The sequence below is a fragment of the Mediterraneibacter agrestimuris genome, assembly GCF_943193195.1.
Lineage (GTDB): Bacteria > Bacillota > Clostridia > Lachnospirales > Lachnospiraceae > Schaedlerella > Schaedlerella agrestimuris.
Genome location: NZ_CALPDG010000010.1, coordinates 54,570 through 67,838, shown reverse-complemented (window position 1 = coordinate 67,838; position 13,269 = coordinate 54,570). Strand labels below are relative to the sequence as shown.

The 13,269-nt window shown below is 40.9% G+C and carries 13 protein-coding genes; all 13 read right to left on the bottom strand.

Annotation, left to right across the window (positions count from 1 at the left end):
• Window positions 1-59 precede the first annotated feature (59 nt).
• The 13 genes from NFS18_RS07320 to NFS18_RS07260 all read right to left on the bottom strand — a co-directional run bounded on the left by NFS18_RS07320 (window position 60) and on the right by NFS18_RS07260 (window position 13,256).
• Complete coding sequence (locus tag NFS18_RS07320; RefSeq protein WP_251389426.1) at window positions 60-377, bottom strand: winged helix-turn-helix domain-containing protein; 318 nt, start codon at window positions 375-377, stop codon at window positions 60-62.
• 10 nt (window positions 378-387) lie between these two features.
• Window positions 388-1,119: a transglycosylase domain-containing protein gene (locus tag NFS18_RS07315; RefSeq protein ID WP_251389424.1), complete on the bottom strand. Its 732-nt coding sequence runs from the start codon at window positions 1,117-1,119 to the stop codon at window positions 388-390.
• Between the two features lie 480 nt (window positions 1,120-1,599).
• A complete protein-coding gene (locus NFS18_RS07310; RefSeq protein ID WP_251389422.1) occupies window positions 1,600-3,933 on the bottom strand; it encodes an FtsX-like permease family protein in 2,334 nt (777 codons plus the stop codon).
• Window positions 3,930-4,613 carry an ABC transporter ATP-binding protein gene (locus NFS18_RS07305; RefSeq protein WP_115624814.1) on the bottom strand — a complete coding sequence of 228 codons (684 nt, stop codon included), beginning with the start codon at window positions 4,611-4,613 and terminating at the stop codon, window positions 3,930-3,932. The genes NFS18_RS07310 and NFS18_RS07305 overlap by 4 nt, the downstream gene beginning before the upstream one ends.
• A 78-nt stretch (window positions 4,614-4,691) precedes the next feature.
• On the bottom strand, window positions 4,692-5,729 hold the full coding sequence (locus tag NFS18_RS07300) for a sensor histidine kinase (protein ID WP_251389420.1): 1,038 nt from the start codon (window positions 5,727-5,729) through the stop codon (window positions 4,692-4,694).
• 8 nt (window positions 5,730-5,737) lie between these two features.
• Window positions 5,738-6,424 carry a response regulator transcription factor gene (locus NFS18_RS07295; protein WP_251389418.1) on the bottom strand — a complete coding sequence of 229 codons (687 nt, stop codon included), beginning with the start codon at window positions 6,422-6,424 and terminating at the stop codon, window positions 5,738-5,740.
• Window positions 6,425-6,753: 329 nt separating this feature from the next.
• Complete coding sequence (locus NFS18_RS07290) at window positions 6,754-7,317, bottom strand: hypothetical protein (RefSeq protein WP_115624811.1); 564 nt, start codon at window positions 7,315-7,317, stop codon at window positions 6,754-6,756.
• A gap of 240 nt (window positions 7,318-7,557) precedes the next feature.
• On the bottom strand, window positions 7,558-7,914 hold the full coding sequence (locus tag NFS18_RS07285) for a response regulator (RefSeq protein WP_162209474.1): 357 nt from the start codon (window positions 7,912-7,914) through the stop codon (window positions 7,558-7,560).
• Between the two features lie 62 nt (window positions 7,915-7,976).
• Window positions 7,977-8,969, bottom strand: a complete 993-nt coding sequence (locus NFS18_RS07280; protein WP_331477580.1) for a metallophosphoesterase — start codon at window positions 8,967-8,969, stop codon at window positions 7,977-7,979.
• Window positions 8,970-9,219: 250 nt separating this feature from the next.
• The gene (locus tag NFS18_RS07275) at window positions 9,220-9,816 is read right to left on the bottom strand and encodes a putative ABC transporter permease (protein WP_251389414.1); all 597 of its coding nucleotides are present in this window, start codon (window positions 9,814-9,816) and stop codon (window positions 9,220-9,222) included.
• 42 nt (window positions 9,817-9,858) lie between these two features.
• Window positions 9,859-10,884 (bottom strand): polyprenyl synthetase family protein, encoded by a 1,026-nt coding sequence (locus NFS18_RS07270; protein ID WP_251389412.1) that lies wholly within the window; start codon window positions 10,882-10,884, stop codon window positions 9,859-9,861.
• Between the two features lie 481 nt (window positions 10,885-11,365).
• Window positions 11,366-12,673, bottom strand: coding sequence for an MFS transporter (locus tag NFS18_RS07265; protein ID WP_251389410.1), 1,308 nt, complete (start codon window positions 12,671-12,673; stop codon window positions 11,366-11,368).
• Entirely contained in the window at window positions 12,666-13,256 is a 591-nt protein-coding gene (locus tag NFS18_RS07260) for a DNA-3-methyladenine glycosylase I (protein ID WP_251389408.1), read from the bottom strand. The genes NFS18_RS07265 and NFS18_RS07260 overlap by 8 nt, the downstream gene beginning before the upstream one ends.
• Window positions 13,257-13,269 lie beyond the last annotated feature (13 nt).

Below are 13,269 nucleotides of genomic sequence, written 5' to 3'. Positions count from 1 at the left end.
TCCGAATTTCATTTTATTTCACAAACCGATACTTACTCCCACTCTTATTGTCTAACCTATTATCCCACAAATTTATATCCTCTCCCAATAACCGTCTGGATCATATCCGGGTTCTTCAGTTTCCTTCTAAGCTGGCAAATCACATTATAGACCACATGCTCACAGCTAACAGCATCCTCCTGCCATACAGCCATATAAATCTGAGCAGGAGAAAGCACCCAACCAGGATACTTTGTCAATAGACAGAGAACATCGAATTCTTTGGGGTAGAGAGCAATCTCCTCTCCGGCCAGTTTGACCATACAACACTGCTGATCAATGGTAAGACTTCCACACTGGATGACAGGCTGCCGTTCTATATTCATTTGTACTGGCATCTCCACCCTCCTATTTCTTCTCCAACTCTATTCTATCAGCATTCTCCTGAGTGATAATCTTCTGTCGTACCATGCTATTCAGCACTTGTTTCACACGCTTTTCTGCCAATTCATTCCCCACATCCGGCGAGTATGCAGAGGGTGCATTGGGAATCCCTGCCAACATAGCGCACTCATAATCGCTTAATTCTAATGGCTCTTTTCCAAAATATCCCATAGATGCCTGATAAATACCATAATAGCCACTGCCGAAATAAACTGTATTTACATATAGTTCAAAGATTTCTTCCTTAGTATATTTTGCTTCCATATCCAATGCCGCAAAAACCTCTGCCGCTTTCCGCTCAATCTTTTTATCCTGTGTAAAAAGCATATTCTTAGCAAGCTGCTGTGTGATGGTGCTTCCGCCTTCCACAAATGACATAGCCCTTATATCTGTCCATGCTGCACGTCCAATCGCAATCAAATCGATACCACAGTGTTTTGCAAACCTGTGATCCTCCACAGATATCGTAGCATCTATGTAAAACTGTGGCAGTTCTGAATAAGAAGTAAAACCTTCCATACTGCGGATTTCTTCCACTCTTTCATTGATTGGATTTTCTGCTACTGCTTCCTGATACATCTGGTATCCCTTCATCCCAAATAAAGCACAGGCAGCAATTAAGACACAAAAAAAAACTGCCAACAGGCCAATAAACATTTTTCTAACCGGATGTTTCTTTTTCCGTTTTTTTCTCATAGGCAGCCACCCTTCTCCAACTTTCTGATTGTACAATCCGCTAGTGAACATACAATGCCAACGGCAATAAACAGCAGACAAAGGAAAGCTATAAAAAAGCACAATACTGCAACAGTGACTATTTCTTTTCCTCGCCGAATTACTACACCGTAAAGGCAATCCTTATTTTCCATGTTCCATTCTCACATTCCAAAACTGATGTATAAAATATTCTGCGATACAGCGGCTTTTCATTTCCACTATGTCACAGTTTTATCTATTGTTTCATTTACAGGTTGTTTATCGTATCTGTGATTGCCATGTCCCGCATCCGTTTTGCCGGGATGTATACTGCAGCAATATAAGAAAAGGTAACCACTAAAAATAGAACAAACGAAATCTTACACATCTCCTGGCCCCTCCTAATCGCCTCCTTTTCTTAAAATATCCCTGCCGAACGAAATCTTTACTCTGTCCGGCAGGATATTTTCAGCCTTTTACTTACAATTCATTAATTGTTGCGGTAATCGCCATATTGCGTATCCGCTTAGATGGAGCATGGGCTGCAATAACAGCAGAAATAAAAACAAAGGCTATTACAACAGCGAGCAATGCAATCGGCAAGTGCCATGCCACTCCAAAATGATGTGTAATCATCAGCGTATACAGAAAACGGCTTAAAGGAATTCCCATTCCACAACCCAAAATCAGACCTGAAACAGCATAGGTAAAGGCTTCAGCAGAAATCATTCGTGTAAGCTGTCTATCATCCATACCAACAGCACGCATTGCACCATACTGTTTTGTTCTTGCAGATACACTCATGGAGATGCTGTTAATAATATTAAATAGAGTAATGACCGCAATAATAGCCAAAAATCCATAGCAAACAATCCGTGATGCCCAATAAGTTGTGTTGTTCGTCCGATTACTTTCCCGTTGGTCAGTAATGACTATATCGTCATTTTCAAGTCTTCTAATCTGTGCTACTGTTTCATTTGTAGCATCTTTCTCCAGTTGAACACCAATCAAACCATATTTTTCCTGTCCCATGAGGCGGTCAAATGTTTCCTGTGAACAGATTACAATCAGATCATCGCCAAACAGTCCTTGTGACAGGGCGCAGGAAATCTCAACCTCAGTGCCTGCAATCTGAATGGTATCGCCGACTTTTAAGGAGTTGTTTTTATTAAAGACTGTCGCAACCTTGTTGCTGTCTCCATAAACTTCATTCAAGGTTCCCTGAGCAATATTTCCTTTTGCATAGTCCAACAACGTATCATCATAGGAAACAATATTGATATGGTCTATCCCAGTTCTTGAAGATGTTGCAGGAATATTACCCATATAGCTGCTGCCATAAGCATTTGCAACGCCATCTATTTTTCTGATTTCATCAACCAAATCACGGTCAAGAACCATTTCATTACTATAACTGGCTAACGCAAGATCCGCTGAGGTAACATTTAGTGATGGCAGCAACAACCGTACCATATCCATCACAATGGAAAAAGAAAGAAACAATATAATACAGAGAGCAAAAGAGGCTGTCAATAAACACCAGTTTTTCTTTGATGCTACTGCATGATGTATGCCCAAAGAACAGTCAATTTTCCCAACACCTATCTTTGCGGCATGGTAAACAGTAGCTGTGTTTTCCATATTACCGGAAACTGCCGACATAGGGGAAACCTTAGCAGCACGTTTTGCCGGGGATTGTGCCGCCAAAAGTACTGTTACAATTCCTACCACGGCTCCGCTGATAAGGCCGACAGGGCTGATTTTGAACACCGGTGTCACAGCAAATTCACCACCGACAACATAACGGAGTCCCCCGCAGATGCCCCAACTGATGATTGTACCCATAAGGATTCCAGCGGGTACTGCTATCTTGCACCAATTCAATGCCTCCAGCCGCACAAAGCGGATGACTTGCTGGCGGCTTGCGCCAATACAGCGCATCATGCCAAAGAACTGTGTCCGATTGGCTATATTGCTGTTCATGCTGCCAGAGATCATCAGTACGCCTGCTAAGAGCACTATAATAAACAGAATCACTGCAATTCCGTAAAAATGTTTCATGGATTCATTGCTACTTTGCCCTGCCATACTCATTACACCGGTATTTTCAGAGATGTTTTCCGCCGGCAGCTGATATTGTGCCTGCAATTCTGTGATGGCTTTGGTTGCTTTCGTCGCATCCTCGAACTGCACATAATAGGCTGGCTCATTGTCTGTAATTCCATTATTCTCCATAATGGAGGCAAATGCTGTTTGTGTCATATATACACCTACTAAATAGGTCTGATTTTCATAATATCCTTTATCCTCTGTACCAAACCCAGATATTGTAAACGTTGCATCTCCGGCAGGGGTATGCAAGGTTACATTGTCTCCAATCTGTGCTCCAAATGCTGTTACAGCATTTGGGCTAAGCATAACTTCACTATCATTCTGCGGAAAAGCCCCATCCGTAATTCCATTTGAGATCTGGTTCATATAGGTTTCTTCGGTACCATATAAGACAGCTTTTTTTTCGCGAATACGATACGGCTGCCCTCCGTCATAGTTAAACACGGAAGATGCACCTACGGCGGTAACATCTGTACGTCTACAGATTTCCTCTGCAATATCCTGTGAGATATGATCCAGTTGAAGATGCCAGTTTCCATGCTTGCTCAACATGATGCTGCTTTCCGTCCGAATCATCATGTCTGTTACACTGAAAATCGCAGTCACAAGAAAAACAGCACATATAATGCATAGAATTGTCATACGGTTCTGCCGCCTGCGGACCTTTGCAGAAATCGGCACAAGACTAAGATAGCTTTTCATTCACTGCACCTCCCCAGATCGGTCAGCACACCATCCGACACCTGCAGTACCCGGTCTGCAGTCTGTGCAATGCTCCGACTATGCGTAATCATAATAATAGTCTGTGCGTATCTCTTTGACGCATTTTTCAGCAAAGTAATTACCTCACTGCTGTTCTGCGTGTCCAGATTTCCAGTCGGCTCGTCAGCGAGTATCAGCGAAGGCCGTGAAATCAACGCACGCCCGATTGCCACCCTCTGCTGCTGACCTCCAGATAACTGGCTCGGCAGATGGTTCCGGCGTTCTTTCAAGTTAAGAACTTCCAAAAGCTCCTCCAGATACTTCTTATCCGGTTTCTGATAATCAAGCAGTACCGGGAAGATAATATTCTGCTCAACAGTAAGCTCTGGGATCAGGTTGAATGCCTGAAAGATAAAGCCGATGTTCCTCCTGCGGAAAACCGTCAACTTGCTCTCCTTCATTGCAAAAATATCTTTGCCGTCGATCAGCACTTTTCCTGATGTCGGGTTATCCAACGCACCAATCATATTGAGTAATGTACTTTTTCCGGAGCCTGATTCCCCGACAATAGCCACATACTCACCCTTTGGGACAGAAAAATTGACTTTCTTCAATGCCCGTACGGATGTTTCACCACTGCCGTAAGTTTTGGAAATTGATCTTACTTCTAATAAATCCATATTATAAGCACCTCTTTCTCATATTTTTAATTCGATGAAAGTATACCATCCAAACCTTACTGTAATATTACTGTAAGCCTACAATTTTGTAGGGATTAAAAAACTCAGGGTAAAAGTTGTTCCGGCTCCTAACGTACTGTCCACTTCTATCGTGCCATTGTGCGATTCAACAATCATTTTTGCGAGAGGAAGACCAAGGCCAATGCCTTGCTTGTCTTTAGAAAAACGGCTCCGGTAAAACCTCTTGAATATATGGTGAAAATCCTCCGGCTGGATGCCGCTCCCATTGTCCTTTATGATAATCTGAACTACAGATGCAGACTTTTTCCATTCAATCCAGACAAAATTCCCCTTTTCTGTGTGGTCAAAGGCATTTTTCACAATATTTTCTACTGCCTCTATCATCCAGTCATGGTCACAAAGCAGTGAAATATGTTCATCCCCGGTCAGCACCAGTTCCTTCTCTTCCTGCTTAGCACGGTATGCAAAGTGCAGTTCCACTTCTCCCATCATATCCGCCACATTTTCCGAGGTCTTTTCAAATACAATGGAACCGGCATCCAGCTTCGTAATATTCAGCAGATTCTGTACCAGCGTTTCGATCCGGTCAAGTTCTTTTTCTGACAGTGCCGCAAACTCCTGAATTTGCGGCAGTTCTTCCGTTTCCCCCTGCAGAAGTCCGTTATAAATATTCAATGCCGCAAGAGGAGTTTTCAGCTGATGGGAAATATCCGATATGGTATTTTTCAAAAACTGTTTCGATTTTCTCTCATTTTCTACATTTGCGTCCAGAATGGCAGCCAGAGAATTTACCTCATGGAACAGCCGGTACATTTCCCCTTCTTCATCACATTCTATCCTCGTCTCCCTGTTACCGGAAATGTATTCTGTGATCTGAGCCACTGCATTTTCCATAATTTCATTCTGTTCTTTAAAGTATCCATAACAGGCTGCCATAATCGCAATACACATGAACAAATCGCATAACAGAATATAAAGTGCTGCATTGTTAAGTTCAAACATCATGAATGACACGGAAACCACGATAAATATCAGCATACAAACCATAATTTTATAAAATAAAGCCTTAATTTTTCTGTTTGCCAGTATTTTCATGATGCACCTCATTCAGCCGTGTTCCACTTATAACCCATGCGACGGACGGTCACGATCCTTTTGGGCTTACCCGGATCATCTTCAATCTTTGTCCGCAGTCTGCGTATATATACCGTAAGGGAATTATTGTCTATATAGTTTTCATCACAGTCCCATAACCGATTTAGAATCTGCTCCGGGGAAAGAACCTCATCTGGATTTTCCATGAATAAACATAACAATTTATACTCTCTCGCCGTTAATTCGACCTGCACATTATTTTTATATACTTCTCCTTTCAGAAGCTGAACCCTTATACCGTTAGAATTCAATTCCGTATCCGCCTGATTAAAATTATCTCTCCTTCTAAGCAGGGCATTGATTCGCGACATAAACACCGCCAGCTTGAACGGTTTTGTGATATAGTCATCGCCGCCGATATCCAGCCCCATGATAATATCTGTTTCTTCATCCATAGCGGTCAGAAACATAATCGGCACTTTCGAGGCCTGCCGTATTCTTTTACATATGTCAAATCCAGAACCATCCGGCAGGGATACATCCAAAATCACTAAATCATATGCTCCGTTTTCCCATAACCGGTCCGCTTCATCTTTGGTATGTGCAACATCTAGCATATATCCCTGCTTTTTCACGGCAAAGGATAAGCCATTTATTAAACTCAAATCATCCTCAACTAATAAAATCCATTTCATTTATTTTCACCATCCTTTTATCAGCTGCTTAATCTCCTTAGAAATAACTCCTGAGCTTCTTTATACACTTCCATTTCACTTACAGCCACAACTTATTTTACCTCTATAAGCATATTATCTCAACTCTATCATCGACAATACAAGAAAACTGCCACCGACAGTTTTTCTGTATAGTGCGGCATACAAAAGAGCCGATAGACACACCTGTTCCCAGATACCTGCTACCAACTCTTATTTTTCCTATAAACCTGTAGCCGCCACCCTTATCTATTACCTTTCTCTGAATACTCAATAAAACATTATGTATGCGGCAATGCCAGCGGCTTTGGTCATTCAACCTTAAGTGACAGACTTCCAGTGAAATCATCACCTTTGAGAACGATAAAATTATCTCCGGCATTAAAAGTAAACTCGTAAACGTCCTCGGCAGTCACTTCCGCAATCATATGTTCTTCCTTATCTCCCAAAATGATATGCTCATCTGTACTTCCGAGCCAATAAAGGGCAGCCGTACCGGATTTAATATTAAGTGAATAAGTCACTTTCAGTGTACTGCCATTTTCACGTTCCATCGAAGTACCGCCGAAGATATATTTTTCCCCGTTAAATCGGGTGTACTCAGCTTCATAACTTCCAACATAATCATCAATACCGAGTTCCCTTTTGCCTTTTAAGCTTTTGTCCCTAGTGAGGGAGTATCGGCTGATAGAACTCATCCAGTCATTAAATTCATTTTTAATACCATCTTTCAGTTCATGAAGCTCACTTTTAATACCGTCTTTATTATCTTCATACTCCCTAATGATACCGCGGGCCAAATCCATGCCGCACCCCGTAAGGCTTGTCGTCAATGCCGCCAAGAGCAGCAATCCGGAAATCAATTTACGCAGCATAACAGTTCCTCCTTAATTTGTTAATCGGTCACAAACCTATTAACTACATTCTTGGTAAATCCCATCCTTTATTATTCCTGTTCTGTCTCCGTCCACTAGACTTCTCTTTCTAATTTTCTAAAAATATAATCTGTCAGCGACCAGACAACAGTAATAGCAACAAATAAAATACATAGCAATACTCCACCTACAATCAGGATGATTTTCCAAAAAATTTTTCTTAATACCGGCATATGTGTTTTATTTTTCATAATTTACTATAATATCTACGAGATTTTTATCTGTCTTTTCTACCCAGAACACCTTTGCTATTCGAGCCTCAAAACGATCCTCACGGGTCAAATAGCTACTCATTATGATGGCTGGCAATTTTGTAAAAGATGTCCTTATATAATCAAGTAGTTCAAAGCCTGTTCCGTCAGCCATCCGAATGTCAGAACATACCAGGGAAAAATCATCTGCCAAAAAAGCATTCTTGGCTTCCTGAACGCCAGAAGCTGTTGTAACAATATGCCCTCGTTCTCTTAATGCCTGTGCAAGAAGATTAAGAAAAAGAGTATCATCATCCACAATTAAAATTTTTCTTATACTCTCCAAAATTTACCCTCCAATACTTTTTTATAAATTGAACCATGCACAATACTGGTAAACTCACCATCCTATATGTTATTCCTATATTGAAAATGTACTGTGATGGGGCAGATTTCCGCAATCGTACCTACACGCATATTCGGTCCAAAAAGCCCAACACCCGAAGTCACAATCGTATGCATATGATCCTTTTTCAGATATCCATAGGAATTCTCCCACATAAGTGCTGTAATCAGATTTGCTGGAAACATCTGTCCATCGTGTGTATGACCACACAGATCAATGTCCACCCCGGCATCTGCCAATTCCTGGAGTTCCTTCGGTTCATGGTCAATCACAATAACCGGCTTTTCCGTATCAAGTTCCCCCATCAGTTCTGCAGCAGTTTTTCTCATATTAATCCCACGTCCGGGCCGCTGTGCATCTGGCCTGCCATACAGATAAAAACTGTCATCAATCAATACTGCTTCATCCTGTAACAAATGAATACCGGCTCTCTCCAAAAACTCATCCATCTGTATACTGCTCTCTTTCTTTTTGTTTCCCCCAAAAGTAAAACCTGCCAGTATTTTTTCCTCAACATCATGATTTCCATAACAGGCATAAACACCGTGCTTCGACTGAATTTTTTGCAATACGGCAATCAGTTCTTCCGGATCATCAAGAGCCTCGTATTCATTATCAAAAATATCGCCTGCAAATACCACAAGATCTGCATTCTGTTCATTGATCTTATCTACCATCTGCATCATGTGTGCAGTACCAATGTTGTAACCCAAATGCAAGTCAGCGGCTAATACCACATTTAAGTTTTCTAATCTTCCGCCGTCTTTATTGACAGTAATCTCATATGGTGTAACCTGGATGATACGGGCATTGTATGCTCCCCATGCACTAAGCACAAGAACAACCACTGCACAGATTCCTCCCGCCGCAGCGGTCCGGCATTTTAACCTCCGTTTCGTGATAAGGAAAAGCAGGAAACAAATCGCATCTGCCATTAGAACAGCCAAAATCAGATACAGCAGTATACCGAGCCAATAATTACTGATCAATTTCATAATCCTCCTAGCCGGCCCTATCGGCAGAAAAAACGCAATCAATAATGACGCTACCAGAAAAACATAGGCCAAGCTGATTGCAACACATATCCCTGTTTTTCTGAACAATGGATTGCATGTACCCAGCCATCTGTGAAGCCGAATCAGCAGATAGCTGTTTGCGATAATATAAATTGGTGACAAATAAACAGCAAGCATAATCTCTCCATACTTTTTTCACAACACTTAAACTTTTAGGATATATGTATCATTAACGGCATCTGGCAATTCCAATACCGAGATTCGGATTTTTGCCTGAATATATCAGATCCGCACAAAATATTAAGATTAGTACCAGGCATGCTGGCGCAAGTATTTTTTTCGGTATGCGCCTGAATAGATGATCAAGAAGCGGTGCATAAAAGTATACGATCACCATCCCGCCAAAGCCAAAGGCCAGCAACCCTTCTACACAAATTCTTCCATTAAGATTCAGAAAATAATCGCTGTAATCCCACCATCTCATTCCATCATACATCTGCTCCAGAAACCATGATATGTAATACTCAATACAGCCACATAGGAGAATGATAGCCAGAAATTCCAGCAGCGGCTTTTTGCGCAGCCTATGAAGTAGTGTCAGGATCAGTATACTCCCGGAACCATAAATAGGCAGCCACGGTCCATGAAGGAATCCGCGGTTCACAAAACTCCCATCCGAAATCAAATGAAGGCAGACCTCCCATAACCATCCTGTCAGGCTCATGGTGAAAAATATCATAACCATAGGCCAAAACGAATCATATTTGCCTTCACAGATATGTCCTATTTTTTCTATCATTGATTTCCACTTGTTTCTTTCTGTCATAATATTCCCCTGAAGTATTTTCCTGGTTTTTAAACCGACCTCTTAAATAGAAGCAAACTTTTCAAACGGAATATCAGACAAATGATCTGACACGATCCTATGGGCACTTAGCTGAACCGTATCAACTAATTCCTGCAGCTTTTTTCTGGCAATAGAATCTTTAAACACATTCAGACTCTGCTTCGCTTCTTCGGCATATTGATCTATCATCCCCAAAGTATATCCGAAGCCATCGGAAACACGGATTAATTCCGCTATTCGCTTGTCTGTCAATTCACTATACAGACCATTTTTGATATCCATTGCAATTTGTTTCAGTTTGGCACCATTCCTGCAATCAGAAAATGAGTAAATAGCCGGGAGTGTATAATATCCGCACCAAAAATCATTATGTATGGTCTTCTTTGCTAAGTCATCTGTGGACACAAAATCCAACAGATCATCTCTCAGTTGAAACAGCAGACCAAATTTTTCTGCAAACCGTTCTGCTGCCAATACTTCACTGTCCTTACACTTACCTTCGTAAGCACCCGATCCACAAGCTATACTAAACATTGCCGATGTCTTTCCCAGGATATTCTCAATATACTTCTCCTCTGTAATTTCCGTATTATAACGATTATCAAATTGGCTGACCTCCCCATCACACATGGTTTCCAATTTGTCAAACATCAAACCATACCAGGGCTTGTTCTTCAGACCAGTCCGTCTAATTGTAGAAAAAATCATAAAATCGCCAGCATAGACTGCCATCTCCTTTCCGAATTTTTTCTGCACGGATAATTGTCCCCTGCGGGTATCCGCTTCATCTATAATGTCATCATGGATCAGTGAAGCGGTATGGCATATTTCAATCACCGCCGCGACCTCTGTCGCATCAACAGCTTTCCCTTTGAGCCTCGCACATAAAAGTGTCAAAATCGGCCGTATCTGCTTTCCCCTTGCGTTCAGCACCCAATCCAGCATTTTCTGCATTGACTTATTGTTTGACCGGCATAAACGTTCTATATGCGTATTTACCATCTGCAGTTCAGTTTCAAGTCCTGGCACATCCTCAATATTTATCATAAAATTACTCCTCGTCTGGCAATGCTCCATAGAACAACCATCTTTTCTTGTACTTTACATTTTATGAAAGTATACCATCCATACCTTACTGTAATATTACTGTAAGGCTACAATTTTGTAGGAATAGAAAAATCCAGGGTGAATGTGGTGCTATTTTCGTAAGAGATTCGTCACTTTAAAAATAAATACAGTTGGCTGCTGCTTGATTTTTTCTATATTAGTTCTAATAGAAGGTCCATCCAAGTTATATTTCTCTTAAACATAAAGACAGAGACAATCACTCCAGTATGGAGCAACTGTCTCTGCCTCTTTTCCAACACACTTTAATCCTTGCTGTTTTGCCGGAATTAATGCTCTGAACACATGATAAGCCGTTGTAACGATAACAATTCTTGATCAATCTGAGTAAAATCTGTTGTATCCAAAATTATGTGTGGTCCATTTGCCACAAACCTGTCCATTCCCCTATTAACAATTCCATCTACAAAATTTCAACCTCATCCAATTCCTTTATTTTTCTATTTTGACTTAAAACTACAAGAAAGAGAATACCAGTGAGCCCCGCCGCAACAAATATTAATCCAATGCCAGAACCCTTTCCCTGACCAACAAACACAGATAAAAGCTGCTGCACCTTACCATTTTTTTGCATAAATGGTTCACAAATATAATCTGCCAATAATGCACCTGACAAATATCCAACAGGCGCAAGCATTCCTGTAATCATTCCCTGCAGAGAAAACATCCTTCCTTGCATAGAAGTGGGTACCTTTTCCCGTAATATGACTGTTTGATAGGTAGAATAAATTGGTGCTCCAAAGCATCCAAAGAATACGACCACACACCACTGCTCTATATTTCTCCCCATACCAAATAGAGTGATTCCTACAAGACACATAAAACTTCCCACATACATCATTGATAATTTTCTTTGGGGCTGTTTCATTACCGTCAGCATAATACTTGCAGCCAGGCACCCTGCAGCCATAAACGCAGCTATTGTTCCAACTGCCATTTCATCATTACCTGTTCGGGCAAGAATCAATGGAGAATACATACTGTCAAAGGAAATAGCCCCCATGAATTCCAGTACACTATACATCGATAGAAGTACCAAAATTCCCTGATTTGTTTTCAAATATGAAGCTGCCTCCTTGATACTTCCGGCAATTTCATTGAAAGCTGCATTCTGATCTTCCTTTACAATATCTGGTATTCTGACAAACAGCAGCAATGTTATAAATGCAAATAAAAATGTCCCCAAATCTATAACAATGATTAACCCTAAGCCTCCGCTGCTCAGAACCCCTGCTGCCAGAACCGGTGTCAGTATTCCAATGACAGAACCAGCTACAGACTGCAAGCCGCCAACTCTTGCATAGTCTTTTTGACTAACCAGTAAAGATACTGCTACCTGCGATGCCGGGTTTTGAAAAGCATTCATAAAACCGCTGATTATATTTACCACACAGAGTATCCAAAGTTCCAAAATACCGCTCATAAAACAACTTAAAATGACAAATGAACATATAGCGGCAATCGAATCACAGATCAGCATGATTTTTTTCTTATTTGCATTGTCCACAATAGCACCGCCAAACAAGCTCACAATCAAATATGGTATTGCGCTGCAAATGGCAAGCAAAGAGGAGGCCATAACCTGACCGTTCTTTGTATATACCCAGATAATCAATGCAAAACTGGTCATGTTTGTTCCAAGCTGTGAAACCGTTTGACCTGTAAACAGTAGTGCGAAATCTCTGATATGGGATTCTCTTCTTTTAGTCATTGATATACCTCACATTTCCCATATGTATCAATTTCTTATACATATAGCACTGTGGCGAATGGTCATTTATAATTCCACAGGCCTGTAAATGAGAAAACACTGTGATAGAACCCAAATATTTAAACCCTCTTTTTTTCAAATCTTTGCTGATCTGATCTGACAACACATTACTTGCTTCTCCCTGGCCATTGTGATGTTTAACATAAATCAGGCTTTCATAATTGGAATAGGACCATATATAATCATCAAAGCTTCCATATTCTTCTATAATCTTGAGAAACGCCTTTGCGTTTCCTATAATAGCCTCTATCTTTCTTCTGGATCTTATCATACCCTCTTCGTTCATAATCCTGATAATATCCTGTTCTGAATACTTTGCAATCTGATGAAAGTCAAAATCATCAAAGCATTTCCGAAAAATGTCACACTTTTTTAACATCATTGTCCAGTTTAATCCACACTGCATAACTTCCATGGAAATATATTCAAAATGCTTTTTATCATCGTGAAGAGGAATCCCCCACTCTTCGTCATGATATTTTTGTACAATACCACCGTCAAGGCACCAACTGCATCGCTCCATAAAAACCTCCTCA

What these genes read in the sequence shown, in the direction of transcription:
- NFS18_RS07295 (WP_251389418.1), bottom strand. Translation starts at nt 6,424, where the DNA reads ATGAAATGGATTTTATTAGTTGAGGATGATTTGAGTTTAATAAATGGC.
- NFS18_RS07300 (WP_251389420.1), bottom strand. Translation starts at nt 5,729, where the DNA reads ATGAAAATACTGGCAAACAGAAAAATTAAGGCTTTATTTTATAAAATT.
- NFS18_RS07315 (WP_251389424.1), bottom strand. Translation starts at nt 1,119, where the DNA reads ATGAGAAAAAAACGGAAAAAGAAACATCCGGTTAGAAAAATGTTTATT.
- NFS18_RS07265 (WP_251389410.1), bottom strand. Translation starts at nt 12,673, where the DNA reads ATGACTAAAAGAAGAGAATCCCATATCAGAGATTTCGCACTACTGTTT.
- NFS18_RS07290 (WP_115624811.1), bottom strand. Translation starts at nt 7,317, where the DNA reads ATGCTGCGTAAATTGATTTCCGGATTGCTGCTCTTGGCGGCATTGACG.
- NFS18_RS07280 (WP_331477580.1), bottom strand. Translation starts at nt 8,969, where the DNA reads ATGAAATTGATCAGTAATTATTGGCTCGGTATACTGCTGTATCTGATT.
- NFS18_RS07320 (WP_251389426.1), bottom strand. Translation starts at nt 377, where the DNA reads ATGCCAGTACAAATGAATATAGAACGGCAGCCTGTCATCCAGTGTGGA.
- NFS18_RS07310 (WP_251389422.1), bottom strand. Translation starts at nt 3,933, where the DNA reads ATGAAAAGCTATCTTAGTCTTGTGCCGATTTCTGCAAAGGTCCGCAGG.
- NFS18_RS07305 (WP_115624814.1), bottom strand. Translation starts at nt 4,613, where the DNA reads ATGGATTTATTAGAAGTAAGATCAATTTCCAAAACTTACGGCAGTGGT.
- NFS18_RS07270 (WP_251389412.1), bottom strand. Translation starts at nt 10,884, where the DNA reads ATGATAAATATTGAGGATGTGCCAGGACTTGAAACTGAACTGCAGATG.
- NFS18_RS07260 (WP_251389408.1), bottom strand. Translation starts at nt 13,256, where the DNA reads ATGGAGCGATGCAGTTGGTGCCTTGACGGTGGTATTGTACAAAAATAT.
- NFS18_RS07275 (WP_251389414.1), bottom strand. Translation starts at nt 9,816, where the DNA reads ATGACAGAAAGAAACAAGTGGAAATCAATGATAGAAAAAATAGGACAT.